At 42.4% G+C, this 19610-nt stretch carries 21 protein-coding genes and 1 pseudogene; 10 read left to right on the top strand and 12 right to left on the bottom strand.

Features of this window, described 5'->3' with window-relative positions:
• Positions 1–71: 71 nt before the first annotated feature.
• Entirely contained in the window at positions 72–1049 is a 978-nt protein-coding gene (locus tag G613_RS0117020; RefSeq protein ID WP_029233728.1) for a succinylglutamate desuccinylase/aspartoacylase family protein, read from the bottom strand.
• A 499-nt stretch (positions 1050–1548) separates the two neighbouring features.
• Between G613_RS0117020 and G613_RS0117010 the strand changes: the two genes are divergently transcribed.
• From G613_RS0117010 to G613_RS0116965, 10 genes are all read left to right on the top strand, one after another.
• Positions 1549–2589, top strand: a complete 1041-nt coding sequence (locus G613_RS0117010) for a DUF5688 family protein (RefSeq protein ID WP_029233727.1) — start codon at positions 1549–1551, stop codon at positions 2587–2589.
• A gap of 395 nt (positions 2590–2984) precedes the next feature.
• Positions 2985–3305 carry a hypothetical protein gene (locus G613_RS0117005; RefSeq protein WP_029233726.1) on the top strand — a complete coding sequence of 107 codons (321 nt, stop codon included), beginning with the start codon at positions 2985–2987 and terminating at the stop codon, positions 3303–3305.
• Positions 3302–4093, top strand: coding sequence for a phosphorylase family protein (locus G613_RS0117000; protein WP_029233725.1), 792 nt, complete (start codon positions 3302–3304; stop codon positions 4091–4093). Before G613_RS0117005 ends, G613_RS0117000 begins: the two co-directional genes overlap by 4 nt.
• 143 nt (positions 4094–4236) lie before the next feature.
• The gene (locus G613_RS0116995) at positions 4237–4818 is read left to right on the top strand and encodes a GNAT family N-acetyltransferase (RefSeq protein WP_029233724.1); all 582 of its coding nucleotides are present in this window, start codon (positions 4237–4239) and stop codon (positions 4816–4818) included.
• Positions 4819–5232: 414 nt separating this feature from the next.
• A complete protein-coding gene (locus tag G613_RS0116990) occupies positions 5233–6294 on the top strand; it encodes a tyrosine-type recombinase/integrase (protein WP_029233723.1) in 1062 nt (353 codons plus the stop codon).
• Positions 6295–6391: 97 nt separating this feature from the next.
• A complete protein-coding gene (locus G613_RS0116985; RefSeq protein WP_029233722.1) occupies positions 6392–6610 on the top strand; it encodes a hypothetical protein in 219 nt (72 codons plus the stop codon).
• A gap of 194 nt (positions 6611–6804) precedes the next feature.
• A complete protein-coding gene (locus G613_RS0116980; protein WP_155828118.1) occupies positions 6805–7065 on the top strand; it encodes a hypothetical protein in 261 nt (86 codons plus the stop codon).
• A gap of 15 nt (positions 7066–7080) precedes the next feature.
• Complete coding sequence (locus G613_RS0116975; RefSeq protein WP_029233720.1) at positions 7081–7500, top strand: SseB family protein; 420 nt, start codon at positions 7081–7083, stop codon at positions 7498–7500.
• A 739-nt stretch (positions 7501–8239) separates the two neighbouring features.
• The gene (locus G613_RS0116970; protein WP_029233719.1) at positions 8240–8428 is read left to right on the top strand and encodes a hypothetical protein; all 189 of its coding nucleotides are present in this window, start codon (positions 8240–8242) and stop codon (positions 8426–8428) included.
• Between the two features lie 368 nt (positions 8429–8796).
• Positions 8797–9201, top strand: coding sequence for a hypothetical protein (locus G613_RS0116965; RefSeq protein WP_029233718.1), 405 nt, complete (start codon positions 8797–8799; stop codon positions 9199–9201).
• A gap of 139 nt (positions 9202–9340) precedes the next feature.
• Here G613_RS0116965 and G613_RS0116955 read toward each other — a convergent pair whose 3' ends face one another.
• The 11 genes and pseudogenes from G613_RS0116955 to G613_RS19750 form a co-directional block, all read right to left on the bottom strand.
• Complete coding sequence (locus G613_RS0116955) at positions 9341–10837, bottom strand: DUF4135 domain-containing protein (RefSeq protein WP_029233717.1); 1497 nt, start codon at positions 10835–10837, stop codon at positions 9341–9343.
• Between the two features lie 7 nt (positions 10838–10844).
• Positions 10845–12305: a radical SAM/SPASM domain-containing protein gene (locus G613_RS0116950; protein WP_029233716.1), complete on the bottom strand. Its 1461-nt coding sequence runs from the start codon at positions 12303–12305 to the stop codon at positions 10845–10847.
• A gap of 13 nt (positions 12306–12318) precedes the next feature.
• The gene (locus G613_RS0116945; RefSeq protein ID WP_029233715.1) at positions 12319–12633 is read right to left on the bottom strand and encodes a Nif11-like leader peptide family natural product precursor; all 315 of its coding nucleotides are present in this window, start codon (positions 12631–12633) and stop codon (positions 12319–12321) included.
• Positions 12634–12839: 206 nt separating this feature from the next.
• Complete coding sequence (locus tag G613_RS0116940) at positions 12840–13253, bottom strand: hypothetical protein (RefSeq protein ID WP_029233714.1); 414 nt, start codon at positions 13251–13253, stop codon at positions 12840–12842.
• A gap of 194 nt (positions 13254–13447) precedes the next feature.
• Positions 13448–14995 (bottom strand): cardiolipin synthase, encoded by a 1548-nt coding sequence (cls, locus tag G613_RS0116935; RefSeq protein ID WP_029233713.1) that lies wholly within the window; start codon positions 14993–14995, stop codon positions 13448–13450.
• Between the two features lie 174 nt (positions 14996–15169).
• Positions 15170–16753, bottom strand: a complete 1584-nt coding sequence (gene rsgA / locus G613_RS18930; protein ID WP_029233712.1) for a ribosome small subunit-dependent GTPase A — start codon at positions 16751–16753, stop codon at positions 15170–15172.
• A 714-nt stretch (positions 16754–17467) separates the two neighbouring features.
• Positions 17468–17701 (bottom strand): hypothetical protein, encoded by a 234-nt coding sequence (locus G613_RS0116925; RefSeq protein WP_029233711.1) that lies wholly within the window; start codon positions 17699–17701, stop codon positions 17468–17470.
• A 146-nt stretch (positions 17702–17847) separates the two neighbouring features.
• The gene (locus G613_RS0116920; protein WP_029233710.1) at positions 17848–18132 is read right to left on the bottom strand and encodes a hypothetical protein; all 285 of its coding nucleotides are present in this window, start codon (positions 18130–18132) and stop codon (positions 17848–17850) included.
• A gap of 24 nt (positions 18133–18156) precedes the next feature.
• Entirely contained in the window at positions 18157–18558 is a 402-nt protein-coding gene (locus tag G613_RS0116915; RefSeq protein WP_029233709.1) for a hypothetical protein, read from the bottom strand.
• Between the two features lie 459 nt (positions 18559–19017).
• Positions 19018–19275 (bottom strand): hypothetical protein, encoded by a 258-nt coding sequence (locus G613_RS0116910; RefSeq protein ID WP_029233708.1) that lies wholly within the window; start codon positions 19273–19275, stop codon positions 19018–19020.
• A gap of 39 nt (positions 19276–19314) precedes the next feature.
• Positions 19315–19610: pseudogene (locus G613_RS19750) on the bottom strand (RNA-guided endonuclease InsQ/TnpB family protein); the annotation flags it as partial.

Below are 19610 nucleotides of genomic sequence, written 5' to 3'. Positions count from 1 at the left end.
CAAAGTAAAAAGGTGATCACTGTTTATGTGACCACCTTTTCGTTTGATGTTATTTTGTTTGTTTTGCCTGTCTACTTGACAGACCCCAGATCACAACATGCATCCTGTTTTTGTATTACTCCGTAGGTCACCATGGGACCATTCTTGATTATGCTAAGAGATGAGCATTGGTGGATCAGAACTCCGTCAGTATCGGCAATGGCTGTGTGAAGGGGTCTTCCAAAGTAATCCCTTATCTCACCAAATTTATCACCTTTTGAAAATTTCTCTCCCACCTTTTTCTCCGGATACCAGCAGCCGGTGAATGGGGCATCATCACTGAATTCTCTGAGTTCTGTCTTGGGATATGTCTTGTACTCTCCTTCAATAAGACCAAGGAATTTCAAAATGTTCAGCACATCCTCTTTGTCTGCCTGTACCTCATCCTTTGGAAGCAGGCTTAACTGACCGCGCTCTATGAGAACACTGGGGATTCCGGCCATGGATGCTGTGTTGTAGGCGCCTTCGGTGGTACAGGTACTCTTTACGCAGTAGGAGGCGTTTACGCAGTCCACCATCTTTTTTGCAATATCACTGGCAGGAGAAGCTCCCACGTAGTATGCGTAGGGGATAAGAGTCTCGTATCCGTCTCCGCTATGCAGGTCAATGTAAGCATCAGCGTTTTTGATAAAAACATCAAACAGAAGGCTTGCCAGGCGATCCGCGGCTGAACCATCCTTGTCTCCCGGGAAGACTCTGTTGAGATTCTTGCCATCCTCATAAACAAGGGACATGGTTCTGTTTTCAAAACCTGACCTGTTGGCTAATGGGATGATGATAAGATTTCCTGAAAGGTCTTTGGGAGAAATCTCATTAGAGAGCTCAATAGCTGCCTGAATGCCGACATATTCTGCGTTGTGAATGCCGGCTGTGACAAGAACGGTTTTGCCCGGCTTTTCTCCGCAGATGATGATGTGGGGAATGTGTATCTCGGTTCCGCCGACATGTATATGATCTTTTATCGTCTTGCCGGAGGTAAGTTCGTGTCCGGCTATATTTATTTTCTCCATAGTTTTTAAACCTCACTTCAGAGCCAAGGTTATCATGTTAGGACCGGGACTTTCAAGCCCCCTGGGGGGTTACATAGCTCCCGCGTACACAAAAAACCATAAACATCAGTACCATATCTAATGAACCTCAGCCTTAGGACGCTTGCTAAGTGCTGAGGTTTTTTGTAGGAATTCGGTGTCGAAAACCAAATTTGAATGATAACGATATGATAACGTTCTGAAACGCTGTGATAATGTTTTGAAACCAATTGATAATGCCGTGATAATTGAAAGGCTTTTTAGGGCGTGATATTATTATGATGGACAAGGGAGCAGGCAAGAGCCAAATGCTTCCTTGTTTTTTCTTGGCCAAGAGAATAAAGACATGAACCGGGCATCAGCTCATGAGTGCGTAAGTGCATTTGTGGGACTGGTGCTTTTTTCATGTCGTAAGGCCTGGCGGAGAAAACCGCAGGGCAGCAACCAACAACGGCTCGATTATAAAGAAAGAGGTGTATGAATGGATTTCGATACATTCAAAGAGGACCTTGCCAAAGCGGTGAAGGACAGACTCGAGTTGATCTTCGATAGGAAGTATTCAGTTGAGACTCACACAGTTGAGAAGATGAATCAGTCCTACGAAGCTCTGGTAGTGAAACCTAAGGATGGCGTAATCGGTGTGAACATCGGCATCGATGCTGCATTCAAGGAGTATTCTGATGGCAGATCATTTGACATGATAGTCAGACAGATTGCCAGTGCTGCAGAGCACGCTCTTGATAATCATCCTGCGTTTGATCTTGAGGCACTTACCGATTACAGCCAGATGAAAGGCAAACTTGCCATGGAGGTTGTTTCTGCAGAAAGAAATGCAGAGCTCCTTGAGACTGTTCCTCATAAGAACATGGAGGATATGGCGATTGTTTACCGTATTGTTCTTGACTCATCTTTAGAGGGAAGAAGCTCGATTCTTGTGACAAACAAGATGCTTGATAACTACGGTATCACGGCAGAGCAGCTTCATGCTGATGCGATGTCAATTGCTCCGGAGGTAAGACCTGCGGTAATCCAGGAACTGTCCGAGGTGATGGCGGAGATGATGGGTGCTGAGCAGGCAGAAATGCTCGGGCTTGGACCTAAGGCTGATGAGCCTATCTTCGTTGCAACTGTTGAGGATAAGACCCAAGGCGCTGGAATCCTTGCATATCAGGATTTCATGGATCAGGCAGCTGAAAAGCTCGGTGGCGAGTGCCTTGCGATCAGATGGGACTGTGTTGATTTTGAGAACCGCATCATCCATGTCAATCATACCCTCAGCGACAGGCCTGATGAATTTGGGGACTGCAGTAAGCGCATGCTACCTACGAAAACCGCTGCAGGTACCAGGGACATTCCGATGGTCCAGGAAGTATATGATGCTTTTCTGATGGAATATGAATTCCAGAGCGTCCTTGGTTTCTGTGATGAAGAGATCGATGGATTCACCGGATTTGTTTTCTGTACCGGCGAGCACAAGGCTCTCCATCCAGGAGCAGTCAACCGTGCTATTCTCGTACAATAATGCGCTCATCAGAGAGTATTGTAGCGCAGCTCCTTTCGTCTCATCATTTAAATTTGAAAAGGCATCCTTATCCAAATATTTTCTAAGGCTTTTGGCGTCTTCAATGGCGTTATTCCGGATTTTATCAACATCGTCATTTATATACCGCGTCAAAGATGAAACGATCAAATAATCCATCTTTACTTTTTGGGCCATAGAAATGACTCTGTCATTTTCATCAGAAAGACGTTCGGCTTGTTTTTTAAGTAATATGTTATGGAGTAACTCTGACATATGGACATCCACTTCTTCAAGGGAATCATATCAAACTGCTTCAAGATGGCTTTTTATTTTGTCTGAAACAAGGTATGATAATTCATAAGTTGTCTGAAACGCTAGGCATGGGAGGAATTAGGATGATAATCGGATTTGTTATCTGGAGCTTTTGCGCTGTCTTGTTCTTCATAGTAGGCGTTGTTGATCTGAAATCTGAAAAGCCAGTGGGCTTTTTCACGGGGGTTAAGCCGCCCAAAATCACGGATGTAAAGAAATATAATAAAGCAGTTGCTCTGCTGTGGTTCGTTACAGGGATTATTTTTGAACTTATAGGTGTGCCATTCCTATATCTCAAGCAGAACTCGCCTGCATTTGTGTTCATGATGCTGGCTACAGTTGCTTTAGTAATTGTCATGATGGTGATTTATTTGAGTATTTTAAGGAAGAACGAAGAAAAATGAAGGAAAAATTAAAGAAAATACTGGATACTTTTCATAAATACAATTCGGAACACATGGCGGCGCAAGCCTTCGGTCTAAGTGAAGACATAGTTTATGACGCACTTGTGGTAGCACCCAGTTTTACTCCATATAAACTGGGAATGGATGCGACATGCAAGGTTACGACTTTAAAAGAAGGTGCATATTTGGGTGGGTATTTAGTTGAGAAGGATGACCTGAATATAGCATGGATCAAGATTGGTTCCTCTGCAGGCAATCTTATCGATCACTTAGCACTTTGTGCAGAGCTGTCAATCAAGAAACTGATATTTATAGGTGCTGTTGGTGGCCTCAAGCCCGAGTTTAAGCTGGGTGACGTATGTACTCCTTCTTATTCTTTATCCGGGAGTTATGCAGATACATATCTGATGAAGGATTCCATTAAGGAGAAAATGCTTTTTACCAAGGTATTCCCGGATATGAATTATGTGGACTCAGTAATAGATATTGGTAAAACCAAAGGCTATGAAATCAAGAAGGGCAGCGTATTCTGTACACCATCAATTGCTATGGAATATACACATCTGGATGAGATAAAGTCTTTTGGTACCGATCTTATTGAAATGGAAACCAGCTCTTTTTATTTGATGACTGATTTGTTTGAAGTGCCTGGAGTAGCACTGCTTGTGGTTTCTGATAATTCTGCGTCAGGTGCAGCGCTGGTTGGCCGAACAGAAGAGCAACAAAAACAGTATGACTTTGGAAGGATGGTAGTTCTTCCTGATATGATTTTGACATTAGCAGAATGATTAAGATGTCTGAAATAATGCTTGGAGGAGGTGCTGAGAATAATCATGGGAAAAGCTAGGTTTTATTACAAAAACACAAATGCCCCTATATCTATATGGAACTGAGTAAAAAAGAATTCAATGATATCAAAAAAGGAACAATTATGAATAAAACAGAAATTGTAGATTTGCCAAAAGAACAATGGAAAGGTGCTGTGATTCCGCTAGTTACAAAGAGTGACAGCTACTATGATTTTGAAATAAAGCAGCTTGATAACGATGGTTGTAAGATTGAGCTTGTTAAAAGAAAGGCTTCAGAAGAAATCGTTCATACTCCTGAAGAATATGACTTTCCAGATTCTTTGTATCAGGATCATTGGGAAAATGCTGAAGCTTTCGGAGTTGTAGGCGATAACAATGAACTTTTGGCATGCATTGAAGTTTGTCCCGAAGAATGGTCAAACAGACTTATGGTTACAGAACTTTGGGTGTCAGATAATCTCAGAGGCAAGGGACTTGGTAAGCAACTGATGGATAAGGCAAAAGAGGTTGCACAGAAGCAGAAAAGAAGAGTACTCATGCTTGAGACACAATCATGCAATACCAATGCTATAGGTTTTTATCTGCATGAAGGATTTGAACTTATAGGATTTGATACTTGTTGCTATACCAATAATGATATAGGCAGACGTGAAGTCAGAATCAACTTGGGATATTTTTTTGATAGAGATGGAAAAAGATGGTGAGTGGTACATTAGCTCCCAGTACTATATACGATGATCAGGCGCAGTCTGGATTGGACAACTCAGGTTAGGCATGCAGCGGAAGATGGAGCAGTATTGCTGGAACTTGATGATTTGTTTAAGATAAGCTAGAGGAATATGTGAAAGAGCTCGACAACTTCAGGCTTGTCGGGGAGATGATAGAAAGTAAAACCTGAAAAATGGTTTAGCCATGCGGCTCCCCTGAGAATTACGGATAGAAAAATAGCATAAATAGGGGATTTGTGGGTGGCCACTTTTTGCAGATGGAAACTAGGGCTTTAGGTAGAGGAGCTTTTATAGGGGCATTTATGCGTATAATTTCAATTATGTAGCAAAAATGTTACAATGAAATTAGGCAAGTGGTTCAAAACAAAAATAGGAAGGGAATTTAAATTCATGGCAGAAAAAATACCTGCAAAAACAAACACCCAAAAACTTAGAGATATTACTGATTCCTTACCGGAATTTACACAGCAGTATTTTTATTCAGGAACATCAGGCAAAGCAATTCTCACAAGGATTTCCTATGCTTTGGATGCTAGATATTTCCTTGAGTATGCCGTGAATTTTTTACCATATTTCCCACACAAACAGATAAAAGAACTGTCACTAGATGACATTCGTCAGATCAAAGCCACAGATATTGATAAGTTCCTTACTTGGATGGAAGAGGATCAGAAACTATCTGAAAGAACCAGAGCAAGACGCAGATCTTCCGTGTCTGGCCTGTTTGAATACCTTATCAATACAGAAAGAAAACTCGAATACAACCCTGTTTCCGGGTCTCAGTCTGTAGATATCCCGGAAAATGAGTATGTGACTTATCTTAACCTGGATGAGCAGGAACAGCTTCTTAACTGTATCAGATACGGAACCGGCCTTACAAAAAGGCAGCTGTCATTCCATGAAAAATATAAAAAGCGTGATCTGGCAATCATATTTCTTTTCCTGGACACTGGACTTAGAATTTCAGAACTCCATGCTCTTAATGTAAATGATGTTGTTATTTACGAGGATACTTTTGATGAAGAAAAAAATGAGTGTTACATAACGGCACTTCGTAAGGGCAAGAAAAAGAGCGGAACTGTTTCAAAAGTTTTTTTCTCTGACGAATCTAAAGAATACATTCAGGATTACCTTGCATCGCGCCAAGGCCAAGGAGAGCAATTCAATGAAAACACTCCTCTTTTCACCACTTCCACCGGAGAGCGACTCTCCATCCGGGAGATTCAGCAGATGCTCAAAAAATATGTGCAAGTATCACTAAAGCGTAGTGATATAAGCGTTCATAAACTGCGCTCCAGTTTTGCTATGGAGTTTTATAAGCATGAAAAAAATATTTTGGTACTCCAGCAGCGAATGGGTCACATGTCCATAAATGCCACAAATATCTATGCCAGAGCCAGCGATCGCGAGGAAGCAGTCAAGAATTCCAGAAATTGGAGGCAAAAGAAATAGGGGGTATTGCCCAAAAAAGAACTCATTCGTATAAATAGGCAAAGAGAACAATAGCAAATGCAACATTGTTAAGACCATAGTCTTAAGGAGGTGCTTTATGATTAAAATGATAGCCAAAAACAAACTTCATAAGAATATTAACGGCCTCACAGATGAGCAGCTTCAGCTGGTAGCAGGTGGCGAGTTTGATTGGGACCAGATTATTAATGACGTAATGAGCAAATTAGTAGAATGCCCATATTGCGAAGAGCTTGTGCCTGAGTGTGAGTTAGATCGTCATGTGTTTAAGTGCATGTTTACTCATAAAAAAGGATGATTCCTTGATTTTCCAATTGAATAATTGTTTTGAAAGTAAAAAGCATCGCATTAATTCGGCGGTGCTTTTTTGTGTATATATCATTAATCTATCAACAAATACCAGGGTTAAGGTGTATTATAGACAGATACGTATATTAAAGAAAAACGATGGAGCAATGTTTTTATACAAAGACTTATATAAATGTGTTTTACATGATATTCATATGGGGAGCACTGATATTCATTATCAGAAATGTTCATTCATTGCTTCAGGTGCCTGCATTAGCTGCAGTTGTTGCTTTGCCTATAGTAGTACATATCCTGATATATAAATTTGGACCATTTTATGCTGATGAAAGCGTGAGTGCAATAATATTGTATGTGGCTTTTGCGATAGTTACGATACCAGGGATCGCATATGAAGGGATTAAAGATTATATAGAAAATAAAAGGAAAGCTAAGACTGAGATATAAAAGGAGATTTTAAATATGGAATTAGATATTAGAAAAGCAGTGTTTATTGTACCTTTTGGTTATGAGGTAAATGAAGAATTGACAGAACCGGATTACTGTCTTCATGGAGGACCTGCAGAAGCAGCATTACTTAATAGCGATGGCGTGTTCGTAGTTCGCGATCTTCCGGTAGATAAGTTCCACACAACACAGGATCAGTCTGCTGTTGCAGGAAAGATAATGCATTATCAGACAATCATGAGCCCTGATGGAAAGCGCTTCTTTCCATTATTTGATTCATACAATGCAGCTACACGCATTTATGGCGAAAATGTACGATTCACTATGGTATGCTATGAAACTGCCAGAAAAATGGCAATTAGTGAGAACCTCGAGGGTATAGTTCTTTGCCCAGGCACAGTTAATCAGATAATACCAAAAGAAGCATTTGCCTAAGCAGAACAGTCAAAAGGCACACCTAAAAGACTTTGAGGTGTGCCTTTAACAATCATGTCATTTCGCTTTTACAGGAATAAGTTTAAGATCTCCCGTTCCAAAGAACAGAGAATTCCTTATCATTCCGATTCTGAAAAGATTAAATATGTAGAACATGAGCACTGAATGGCGGTTCAGATTTGAACCGCCTTATTATTTTCCTCTACGCTAATTTTTCAAAGTAAACGCAACTATTATGCATCACAATCTTAATATGTGCATTTGGGTAAATTCAAGAATTTAAGGGAATTTGATGAAATAGTTATCGTAACTTTCATCACGATGTTTGAAGAGGTTATCGAGACCTTTTGAGGCCTTTGTCCATTTTCATGAATAATGCCAATAGATAATCTTTCGGAGGCCCGTTTTTCAGGGCTTCCTTCTTTATGCATTAGCAAACTTTATGTAAATTTTTTACTCCGATTCTGCCACTGATGGTCGATTTTTCATGAGTTTTGCCAATAATAGGCAATTTTACACGGATTTTGCCAGCGATGGAAGAAAAAATGGGATTGGCAGCTTCCGGGGGACATTTAAATATGCATATAATTTATATTATTTAGCAAGACGCAAGCTTTGTATTTTTGTGCTTTTATTAAATATTAAGTTCACATTTACATGAACTTAAGCGTTTGTGTGTATAATGTAAGTGACATAGTAAAAGCATTATTGTGCATAATCAGCTAAGGAGCGTTGAGCAATGGTAAAGGAAACTAATACACCTATTGATGATAATAATAGCAATAAAACGATACGTTGTGATAAAAATGAACTAGATATACATGAGTTGGAAGTAGTTACAGGCGGCAATGCAGGAATTCTTGATTGGTTACCTGATGCACTCGAGAATAAGATTACAACTGTATCAAAACCGGAGTTTAAACAGTAGTTTTGTAGCGATTACATGTAATTGCGATAAGAAATATTACATAAGAAATATTATGTAAGTTTATAAAAAATGCGATAATGATGAGGCGGTCCTGAAGGGTCACCTCATTTTTGTCAAAGTAAACGCAACCATTTTGCATCACAATTTTATTTGTAAAACATGTTAACCATGGGATTCTTATGATATTTTTTGAAATAGTTATCGCAACCCATATCACGAACAGTGACAAGGTTAACGCAACCTTTTAGGGGAGATTAAAGTGCTATAATTGCGATAAAAATGGTATTTATATGTTTGTGAGTGTTGTATTACACTCATGCTCAGCTTAAAAATTTAACTATTCGCAAAACACCGGTTTAAAGAATAGTATGCAATTTAAGAAACTTTTGGATGCAATCAAAGCATATGATCCGGATGTGGTTCTTATTGATGTTACGGATAAGCATGAATTCAATCTACTGGAATTTGACAGGATTGGTTTTGCTTCCGGCAGTTACTTTAGCAAATTTGCCGAGCAGCTCCTTACTTTTGCAAAGGTAAATCTACCTTCTCAAAAAGATGTCTTTTTCATCTGCACTGCAGGAAATCCATTAGATCTTTACTTTAATTCCATTGCTAAGATCGCTGAAGCCAAGTACTGCAATGAGCTAGGCCGCTATTTATGCAAGGGATTTGGCACCTATGGACCATTCAGACTTGTTGGTGGTATCCAAAAAGGTCATCCTGATGCAGATGAAATCAGTGACGCTGTTGAGTTCTATAAGAACTTATAACAGAAAAAGCTCTGTATTGCGTTTTCAGAGTTTCAAACGGAGAATTCCACGTTCTTGATAAGGAAAAAAGCATTCTGTTAATAATTTACATATCTGCTGCATTCGTTCATCAGAATGTTCTTCAGTATATTTTTTCCAGTCATCCAAGAGCATCTTGTCCGCCCTTAATGAAAATTTCAGACATCCTCCTGTAATTGTCGAGCAACCCGCGAAGGTCGTCGCAAGCGGTATGCAGTTCTTCCTCTGACATACTGTTCAGCCGTTTCGTGGTGAAATCCAGAGGCGAACGCAACTTGTTCTCCGATAAGACTGTTCCATCCTGCCGAAAAACTGTGTTGCCGCCCGCACGGATGATGTAGTCCGGCATATCCAGATGGAGAAGATCTTCAATCTCCGATTCCCACATTCCCAAGTCCAACGGGTCAGCGACCTGCGCGCGCAGACGATCCAACCATACGTCCCGCGCCTTTGCAGAGCGCAGCAGTTCAGGGCTGGTGATCCCGCGGAGAATCTTTTTATAGATATCGTGCGAATTCGGTACAAACCGCAGAGGCATTTCCGAATGATCCTGCAAAATGGATATCCACGCCCCAGCATTATCCCGAATGCGCCGATAGGCGTCAGAAAAGCCAGACAGATAGGGCTTCTCCCTGCCAAGTACCGAGACAGGCCGCCCATTGAGTTCAGGTGGAGAGCTCTTGCCCCCTCCCGAGGGCGGTATGAAAAGTGGCGAGGCTCCGCTGTTAATGTTAAGAAATTCAAGATTTGTAATGCGAAACATGGGAAGACCAATAGCGAGCGGCATTGGCGTCAGAAGCGTTTCGAGGTCAATAGGGACCGGCCGATTGACCTGCGGGATAAAATTGCCTCCGTGCATATCGTCGCTCAAAAAAGAAAAGAAAACGGCGGTCAGCACACCCATACGCCAATAGTATTCGTCCGCATCCGCCTCAGACGACAGCGGCTGCTTCTTGATATACTCCGTGAACGACGCGCAATCACCGCTAATACAGCCGCAGGCAGGGCCCATCTCAGGGAACAACCGCTCCATCAGTTGCGAATACACCATCTCCACCGTACAGTTTCGGGGCTTATAATAAAATCGGCCGCCCTCAGATTCCAGCATAAGTGCAGAGCGTCCGCCGGGGCGTGTGCTGGCGTCGGATTCATCGGGCAGACAAATCCAAGTGATTTTACCGAAATCTCGCCCGCCGAAAAATGCCGTGGAGATCTCATCGCGCTTTTTTTCCAGCGCACTAAAGACCTCGTCCGTGAAGCTGTCATAGCTTTCGCATATCGACCGATCGATCCGCTCCAGTTCAGGGTACTCTTGATATAGCTTGGCGCCATTGTGCCGCGTGGCGTCCTCCATGACGCGCTCCAATGCGTCATGAAAAGCCTGCTCCGGCGCGGCAATGGCGGAATATGCCGCCAGCGGAAAACGTTCCGCCAGAATAGGCTGCATCTTTTCCCACAGCACAGGCCAGTATAATGTGACCCTGCGGGCGCTGAGAATTCGCCCAAGCCGCGCTTCACACTCCTCCGTCAGCAAAGCAGTGCTGTGCTTCCGTCCTGAGGCGGGAACACCAAACCAATGGTCAAGGGAGTCAATGAGTTTAGAAAGATATCGATCCATGTCACTTTCAGAATACGCCGGGCAGGTTATCCATAAGCCCGAGTTCACTTAGTTGCTTTCGTTCCACGCATTCTGCCTCCGGTCGCAACTCCTTAACCTTGGCGACAATCTTCTGCAACCAGCCGTCCCGGTAGATTGCGCAGGTTGCTTCGTCGAGGGCGAGTATGTCTCCAGGCTGCGTCAGCATCCCAGCCGCGCGGCAGCCGCCGAGACACACGTTGCGATAAGGGCATTCCCGGCACTTCTCGTTGTGCGCAAGTACCGTCGTAGAACGAGTGTTGATCAGTTCCATATATTTTGAATCGTTCAGGCATTCCCGAACGCCGATTTCCTGAATCTTGGGGTATGCCTGCTGGAATTCGTCCATGTTGGATAGTGGCATACAAGTCAGCGCCCGTCCTTCCGCGGAAATGTACATGTTGCTGCGGGCATGGGCGCAGAGGCAGGCGTTCTCCAGATTATTGACAACATGGACGGCAGGCAGACGGTATAGGTCCGGATTGCTGCCGTCGCACATAAAGAATCCACCCAGATGCACAGTCATCTGCGGAAGGTCGCGGTAGAAATCGTCCAGATAGTCGAAGTAGATCTCAAAGGTCTCATCCATGCTCAGGCCGTGGCTCTCAGCGTAGCCGCCCTCATGCCACGCGCCCGTATCGCCGACTGGGTTCAACTTAAGGCTCTGGCAGCCCACGGAGGCCAGGTAATTGACGCTGTCCCGCAGAGATTGGCGGTTCTCTTTCCACAGGCACATCTCTGCACCTGTGGGGAAGCCCCTGTCACGGCAGAGTTCAAAGGCGCGGCGAACCGCTTTTTCCGCGCCGTCCATGCCGCGCAGCCAGTCGTGATGCCCCACACCGTCAAAGCTCATGTTGAACTCGGGGTGCATGTCGCGCTGCTCAAAGGCGTCCAGCAACCGCTCGTTAACCAAAAGTCCGTTGGAATAAATCTGACTGATACTGATGTTTCCGGCGCGCAGCGTGTCGATGATCTCCCAGAAGTCCCGGCGCACCAGCGCCTCTCCGCCAGTGATGGAGCAGCTCATCACGCCACAGTCCACCAAACCCTGCGCAATCTTCATTGCGTCGTCATGGCTGATCTCGCCATAGCGATTTTCTGCGCCGCTGATGTAGCAGTGTCGGCACTTGCAGTTGCAGTTGCCCGTAATGGACCAGTGCGCGCTGCGCATGAAGCGATTTGGGTAAAAGTGGTATTTCTGTTCATCCGCAATCGTCTCGCCAAGGGCGCAGGGCGCAACAAAACCCTTTTCCTCCATCTTCGCGACGCTGTCCCGGATGACCTGCGGAACAAGCGACAGATCAAAGTCCACCTGCCCATCACAGAGTTGGAGCGCATCGAATGCCTCCTTATCCACAAACCATGCCCTGCCAGCTTCTCGATCCACGACGGCATAGGGCAGCTTCTCCCAGCCTCGCAAAATATAGTTGTCTTTTAAACGGTAGTACATGGTTTGCCCTCCGTTAATTCGTGCCGATCATAACACATCCGCAGCCGGTGGCGGCACCAATAATAACGCACATACAGGTTTTTCCGCCGCTTGCGCCGACGCATAGAGGCAGATCGGCCCCGCCAGAGACCTTGTTCAGCTCGTCGAGGGAAATATTCTCACCCACCTCTGGCTTGAAGTCCTCTGCTGTCAGGGTGATGCCATACTCCTTGGCAATCTCGATGGTCTTTTCCACAACTGTGTCCTTGTCTGTCAGCGCGTTGAGTTTCTTCTTGAGCTCCTCGTTCTTGCTTGCTTCCTCAATCAGCTTTTTCAGGTTTTCATTCATAATTTGTTCTCCTTTCAAATATTTTGGTCAGCCATTTGGTTGATCATCACCGATAGAAATCTTTGGTCTATTGTATCTGCGCAAACTATATGCGGCAATTAGATTTATTATATTTTTACGAATGACTTTGATCTGTGGAAGACCATTTTTATTATAAAATGTAATATGTACTGTCAGCATAAAATAAGTCTAAAATCTATTAAGTTTTAATACCTCAAGTTATTCAACAGTACAATACTGTTATATTTTTGAATCTCCGTATCATATCTCTTTGCCGGCAACATCTGAGAATGAGCCATAATATTCGGAATAATGCAGATTCCCATGAGAACAATTATTCCCAGACATAAAGATACTAAAATAGACCTTATAAGATTCTTATTACTTATCCCAATCTTAGACAGCCTCCGGATGCACAAAACCACAGGAATCCCCATACACACAATACAGACGAAATCTCCTGGATATATCCCTGTACGGCTCTGAAATACGCCCATTACGTAATCAGCTATCAAGATGGCTATATAGTATATAAGCGCAATTAATGAATCCTTCATGGAAAAAGAATTCAAATTTTCTCTGTAGCTCTCGTCTGCATCTAATATTTTCCCCAACTTCATAAGCCTGTTCTCCTCGTAGCCGCCAAAATTTTCCGATAGTTTACGTATAATCATACATTTTTTCAGACAAAATAAAAAGTGGAAAAAAAGGACCAGATTTTACTCTGATCCGTAGTGTCATGTTAGCACTATTTTATTCAAATATAACGCTCCGTTTCCCAGAGGAAAAGAGCTTTAACCTGGAATAGAACTAATCACAACAATGGCGCTAACACTCTCAGGAAGTTGTTGATGAGCTTGTGTATCAGCTTTCTGTTGATATCCTCAAGACTCCTCTCCTTGCACTCTTTTAAAGTATTGAGATAGTCTGCCTTCAGTTCTTTTACTATATCAGCCTTGTAAAAAATAGAGCTGCACTCGAAATGTAGGAAAAGACTTCTGTAATCAAGGTTGACCGTTCCAATTCCTGCAAGCTTGTCATCCGAGACAAATGCTTTGGCATGAACGAATCCGGGAGTGTACTCGTAAATCTTAACGCCAGCTTTAAGCAGATCCTCATAGTAGCTCCTGGACAACCTGTAAACCAGCTTCTTATCCGGAATACCCGGCATAATGATCCGAACATCAAGTCCCCTGCGAGCTGCTCTTATAAAGGCATCAAAGAGCGCATCGCCAAGCATAAGATAAGGTGTATAGAACCAGACATAATCCTTTGCCGTCGAAAGTACTTCTGTAAATAGAATGTTGCTGGTATGCTCATCTCGCATGGGAGAATCATAGTACGGAAGAATGTAGCCATTGTCCTGACATGATGCTTCTTCAAGATCTGCCACTTTCTTAAGTTCCTCGTCAGAAATCTTATCGTGGGCAAATGCATTCCAGAACTCAGCAAACATATAGGTGTAACAAGCCACTGCTTTTCCGGTCACACGGAATCCTATATCCTTCCACCTTCCGAACATCTGCTTCTCATTGATGTACTCATCCGCAAGATTCACTCCACCACTGTAAGCAACCTTTCCATCAATTACCATTATTTTCCTGTGGTCTCTGTTATTAAGCTGCGATTTGATCAGGAAGAACGGGTTGAAGGGAACACATTTGATGCCCAATTTAGATAGCTCCGTTATGTCTTTTACCGAGTAAGTGGCGATGCTCCCAAGATCATCATACATGACCCTTACATCAACACCTACCTGTACTCTTTCAGCAAGAATATCAGTGATCGTGCCCCAAAACTTACCACTCTGAATGATGAAGTATTCTATAAAGATAAAGCTCTCTGCTCTCTTAAGATCCTCACACATGTCAGAAAACATCATTTCCCCAAAGGGATAATACTTCGATGAATCATTTTTCAAAACAGGAAAACCGGTAGACTCAGTGATAAAAGACAGTGTCTGTGAAAGCCTTACGTCTTCCTTTTCGATTTCATCCAAATTTCCGGTGTTTCGTAACTGCTCACCATCATATAGTCCTTTGAGCTCCGAAGCAGTTTTTTGAAGTTTTCTCCTGAGCGCTCTGCCTGTTGTCTTATTTCCCAGGGTGAAATAAAGCATTGCTCCAAGAACCGGGAGCGCCACTATTACAAGCACCCACAACAGTTTATATGAGCTCTCATCTCTCCTTGCTATGAGCCTCGCCACAAAGAAAACTGCAAGCACGGTGAATATACCATTTATGATCTCTCCAAGGTGCCCTTTTGTAACTCTGTTCAATAGCCCCAGCGTCAGATAAAACCATACCACCTGAAGTGCCAACGCAGGTATAACGATTATGATCCTGCCAATTACCTTCTTCATAAGAATATCTCCTCCAAAGTTCTTAAGCTAGTTTTCTGGAAACTATTACTTCAACCAGTCCTTAACCTTATCTTTCTCAAGTTATTGAAATTCCATAGGTAATGGCTTTTCTCACGCGACTTAGTTCAATTAGATAAAAAACGGCGTGAAGCCCGAACAAAACTGCAGGTTGTTTTATTCCCAGAGATTTCGTTTATCGAACTGTTTATGAACATTTCGCCACTTGGATATCTCCTTTTTCTTGGCATAGTTGCGGGTGTTCTCAGCACCAAGGTTTTTAAAGAGTATATACCTCTCCATGGACAATTCACCTGATTCAATCGCTGCCTTTATAGCACATCCCGGCTCAGTCTCATGCTTACAGTCACTGAACCTGCAGCATTTTTCCAGTTCGATGATATCAGAAAAAGTGTTATCGATTCCTTCCTCCATATTGGCCATTCCGATTTCTCGCATTCCGGGAGTATCAATGATACTTACGCCATTTTCCAACTCAATAAGCTGCCTATGGGTGGTGGTATGTCTTCCAGTAGAATCATATGACCTTATCTCTTTAGTCTTCATGATTTCCTCACCGGCAAGAGCATTTAGCAATGTTGATTTTCCTGCACCTGATGAACCAAGTAGGCAGATTGTTTTTCCAGGGGCAAAATACTCTTTGAGATCCTCCAGTCCTATGTCATAAAGTGAAGATATGGCGTGAACTCTTATCTTATCTGAAATAGTTTCCACTTCACTTATATATGGCCAGACATTGCTGCAAAGATCAGATTTAGTTAATATCACCACGGGTATCGACCCTCCCTGGATAACAGCACTTGCATATCTGGCAATTCGATTATAGCTGTAATCCTCATTTAGCGAAGTAACAATAAAAGTGTAATCTGCATTTGCCACCATGTACTGCATAACCCCGGTCTTGGCCTGATCAGGCCTTTGAAGGAAACTCTGTCTTTCACACACTGACAAAATGACCGATTCTCCTATCGGATTATGCTGAAATGTCACATAATCGCCCACAACAGGTAAGTTTTCCGCATCCGACTCATAAAAGTTTCCCTTTAGCTTAGCCGGAAGGTCCTCTCCCCAGAATCTTACCTTATAGCGGTTCTTACGAACCTCAGATATTCTTCCCAGCCTCTCCTTGTGAAGCCACTGACAGGAAAGCTTAAGAGGCTTGAAGTATGGGAATTTTTCGGTGAATTCACGGACTTTCTCTTCATCTTCGCATTGCTTAAATTCCGGAGATTCGTAAAATGAACCGTGGACATCATTAAAACCTTCATTTAAGGGATAAGCCATGAATGCATCAAAGTTCCCTAATTCAGGGTGCACAATACCAAATTTATCGCAGGTCTTGAAGCCGTGTTTTGGATAATAATCGGGCTCTCCGCATATAACAATTCCCTTGTAACCGGAATTCCTGGCAAGTTCGATCGTTTCCTCCAGAAGCTTTGCTCCTATGCCCATGCTGAAGCAAGTGGGTTCCACGCAAAGAGGTCCAAAGGTGAGTATTTCATGCTCAGTGTTTCCATCAACGACCCTAGCCTTCGAATAGAAAATTGCACCTACGATCTTGCCATCAAGCTCAGCCACTCTGCTAAGCTCCGGCAGGTACTCTTTAGCCTCTCGAAGTATGTGAACCAAAAAGTGTTCATTACAGCCCGGCCCGTGAAGGTTCCAAAAGGCGCGCATTGTCATAAGTTCAGTGTTATAGTAATCTTCCTTAGTTTCCTGTCTGATAATAATATTATTCAATTTTATATTCTCCATTCTTTTTCTTATACTTGTATGGAGACCGTTTGCGCTGGAATTATGCAGGAACTTGACATATAGAATGAAAAAACCGTGACTAATAAGCCACGGTCAGAAAACAATTATATTAAAAAGCATAAACCGAGGTCTTCATACGATATTCAGTTACAATTTGCAATTTCATCGCACTCATTATTATGATTACCTCGCTTTCTTCAAGATTTTTGATACAAATTGAGCCTATCAAAATTATGTATAAAAGTCAACATGCTATTTATAACCAATAGAACTCATAATCGGATGTACTGATTTTAGACGCCTATGCTCTCGATGATCATGTAATCCCAGGCTTATAATCATCAGATTATTCTACTTTTCTAAGTAAATCTTTTTTGTCAAACCATTTCTTTGTGCAGTTTTGGTCCAGCCGTTATTGCCATCAATCAGTTATTGCCTTTTCTTTCTCGGTACCATAACATGTAGCCCTTAAAAGCTGATATGTAATTGAAGGATTCTCTATATAGAATGGTATGGCTACTAACTGTTCTTGTCACTAGCTTTGTAGTTTAAAAACAGCCACTTCTCACAGATTTCCATCTGCGAAAAGTGACTGCCCACAAATCCCATATTTAAGCCATTTTTCTATTCGTAATATCTGGAGAAGCCGCATGAATACGCCATTTTGCTAATCATTATTTACTGCTGGAAAGGACTAGTCTATAACTCGTATGGGAAATCAACTATCTTTATACAGATAGGATCCACATTAACTCGGTGGCAGAATTTTACAGCTTCAAAGTAATCTTTAAAATACACAACAATTGATTGACCATATGGTGTTACGCAATCTACCATATAACATTTTTGCTTTTCACCATTCGCGCCGCCCGCAACTTTCTCAAGATCTTCATCTATAAGCAGCATATCCATTGCATATATATTATTTCTCATATGAACTCCTTTCTGCCCTTCTAATAATGAGTTAGGACTTAGGATTATTTTCTTTTGTTTCTGCCTATTTATACGAATATAAGAAAAAACTGGCAACAAATAATGAGTTGCATTTATAAGTCATAAATCATTTATAAAATGATAACTCATATTGCTATCTTCCAGGACACTCTGTCCTTGTCAAAATAAAGGCGCACAGTCCTATACATATCAAGGATCAGGACTCTGCACTCAAACACAAGATCCTTGCTGCAGACATAGACGCCATCAGGTGTAGTATATGTCTCTTTATGATATAACTGCCTGTATCCCTTTATGGTGTACGCTTCATATATCCCATCTTCATTCATAAGGCGAAATCTCATTGGGATAACGTTCCCATCTGCTTTATGCTCACATATCACATCAACTTTATCTATTATTCTACTCATAACACGCCCTCACAGGGTCCATCTTCATGAGCACATAACCAAAGATTCAGCAAAACTGATGAGTTTTTTCTCAACAAGCTCATAATCAAAAGCATCCGTGCTCGCATGGACCACTTTTCTGTAATCTCCTGCATTTACTGCCCTGTCATCTATATAGACATCACAGCTTATCTTTCTGCTGTTGTTTCCATACTTTTCCGTGACTTCTGGCAGGTTGTCGTTTATGGCATCAAATTCAAGGCCATTCCCAATGCACCAGTCAACTGCAGCATCAAGCGCATCCCCTGCACGGCATGTCCAGAGTATCAGCTTGTCTCCAGAATGCTTTCTGTATTTAAGGTACTCTATAAGATTATCATTGGCCGGTCCAACTTCAGGCCATTCTCCAAAACTGAGCGTTCCGTCAAAATCAACTGCCAATACCATGCAAAAGTCCTCTCTTTCGCCTGTGCGTTGCATTTGTCATGCAAACAACTGTTCGATGTAACTATATTATAAGAACATTCGTTCGCTTTTGCAACCGCAAGATGTAGCTATTTAAGAATATCCATTTGGCATATTTCGTGTCTTTATTTATCCTTCTTTAACCTGCGTATTCCTAGTAGCCATGTAGGAATTTGGACATAATGACGAAATACGGAAACCGAATACATAATTTTCGTTTCCATTGTTCATTGTCTGATTATCAGATTACGAGTAAACTACTTGACGGTAAAATACGTAATTTAATTTTTTATGAGGGAATTTACATGTCATTCATCCTTTTATGCCGCACAGATATAAAGGCAAAAGTTGAAAAACTGCATATTATAGAAAAACTGAAGAAAGAAAAGCCGGGAGGGGCTTGGGAAACGGGTAAGGGGGTCATGGGGTTCCCCAACATGTTCAATGGCGCGCCTTATATTCCTCTCCGCGCCTTCCATTTTTCTTTTTCGTCAGAACAATGAGACCTATAAGTAAAAAAACAAGTCCCAATATGATGTAAAGCCCAGGGAATATGAGCTGCGCAAGAGCTATGCCCCCAACATCAGTAGAAAACTGGGCCCTGTAATTTATAAACTTTAGCTCCACCCACGCATAAAAGACAGTCACTGCAACCGTGCAAAGAGAGTAGATCCATCTCTTACGCAAAAGGACCATCATGAACTGCCCTCACCGACTCCACGTCGGAAAGGGTTTCTGTTATGCCGCATGGCGGCATGAACCTGTAGGATGCTCTATGCATCCTGCAGAACAGGGCATGTCCACTATGCCCCTATCCCATTGGCTTACCTTTGGGAATACTTTCCTTAAGATGTTTGCAGCTCCATTTATGTCTGCATTTGTTATTGTACCATCGTAGTGCCTGTAAAGTCCTCTCTGTATCCTCTTTCCTGAGAAAAAGTGGTTCCCTGAACTGTTTTTATACACAGGGATATAGTCTTTTGCAAGAAAGTCTGCCTTTGATGTGTAGCTTTCTTCCGTGAGAACAAACTTTA

Source organism: Butyrivibrio sp. VCB2006 (assembly GCF_000420945.1).
Lineage (GTDB): Bacteria > Bacillota > Clostridia > Lachnospirales > Lachnospiraceae > Butyrivibrio.
The sequence above is the reverse complement of the archived record's forward strand: the minus strand, read 5'-3'. Positions and strand labels throughout refer to the sequence as shown.

Bases quoted from the DNA above. Each gene is read 5' to 3' on its own strand.
- G613_RS0116940 (WP_029233714.1), bottom strand. From the start codon at position 13,253: ATGAAGTTGGGGAAAATATTAGATGCAGACGAGAGCTACAGAGAAAAT.
- G613_RS0117000 (WP_029233725.1), top strand. From the start codon at position 3,302: ATGAAGGAAAAATTAAAGAAAATACTGGATACTTTTCATAAATACAAT.
- G613_RS0116950 (WP_029233716.1), bottom strand. From the start codon at position 12,305: ATGTACTACCGTTTAAAAGACAACTATATTTTGCGAGGCTGGGAGAAG.
- G613_RS0116990 (WP_029233723.1), top strand. From the start codon at position 5,233: ATGGCAGAAAAAATACCTGCAAAAACAAACACCCAAAAACTTAGAGAT.
- G613_RS0116985 (WP_029233722.1), top strand. From the start codon at position 6,392: ATGATTAAAATGATAGCCAAAAACAAACTTCATAAGAATATTAACGGC.
- G613_RS0116920 (WP_029233710.1), bottom strand. From the start codon at position 18,132: ATGAGTAGAATAATAGATAAAGTTGATGTGATATGTGAGCATAAAGCA.
- G613_RS0116955 (WP_029233717.1), bottom strand. From the start codon at position 10,837: ATGGATCGATATCTTTCTAAACTCATTGACTCCCTTGACCATTGGTTT.
- G613_RS0116995 (WP_029233724.1), top strand. From the start codon at position 4,237: ATGAATAAAACAGAAATTGTAGATTTGCCAAAAGAACAATGGAAAGGT.
- G613_RS0116910 (WP_029233708.1), bottom strand. From the start codon at position 19,275: ATGATGGTCCTTTTGCGTAAGAGATGGATCTACTCTCTTTGCACGGTT.
- G613_RS0116980 (WP_155828118.1), top strand. From the start codon at position 6,805: ATGATATTCATATGGGGAGCACTGATATTCATTATCAGAAATGTTCAT.
- G613_RS0116970 (WP_029233719.1), top strand. From the start codon at position 8,240: ATGGTAAAGGAAACTAATACACCTATTGATGATAATAATAGCAATAAA.
- G613_RS0117020 (WP_029233728.1), bottom strand. From the start codon at position 1,049: ATGGAGAAAATAAATATAGCCGGACACGAACTTACCTCCGGCAAGACG.
- G613_RS0116975 (WP_029233720.1), top strand. From the start codon at position 7,081: ATGGAATTAGATATTAGAAAAGCAGTGTTTATTGTACCTTTTGGTTAT.
- G613_RS0117010 (WP_029233727.1), top strand. From the start codon at position 1,549: ATGGATTTCGATACATTCAAAGAGGACCTTGCCAAAGCGGTGAAGGAC.
- G613_RS0116915 (WP_029233709.1), bottom strand. From the start codon at position 18,558: ATGGTATTGGCAGTTGATTTTGACGGAACGCTCAGTTTTGGAGAATGG.
- G613_RS0116925 (WP_029233711.1), bottom strand. From the start codon at position 17,701: ATGAGAAATAATATATATGCAATGGATATGCTGCTTATAGATGAAGAT.
- G613_RS0116945 (WP_029233715.1), bottom strand. From the start codon at position 12,633: ATGAATGAAAACCTGAAAAAGCTGATTGAGGAAGCAAGCAAGAACGAG.
- cls (WP_029233713.1), bottom strand. From the start codon at position 14,995: ATGAAGAAGGTAATTGGCAGGATCATAATCGTTATACCTGCGTTGGCA.
- G613_RS0117005 (WP_029233726.1), top strand. From the start codon at position 2,985: ATGATAATCGGATTTGTTATCTGGAGCTTTTGCGCTGTCTTGTTCTTC.
- G613_RS0116965 (WP_029233718.1), top strand. From the start codon at position 8,797: ATGCAATTTAAGAAACTTTTGGATGCAATCAAAGCATATGATCCGGAT.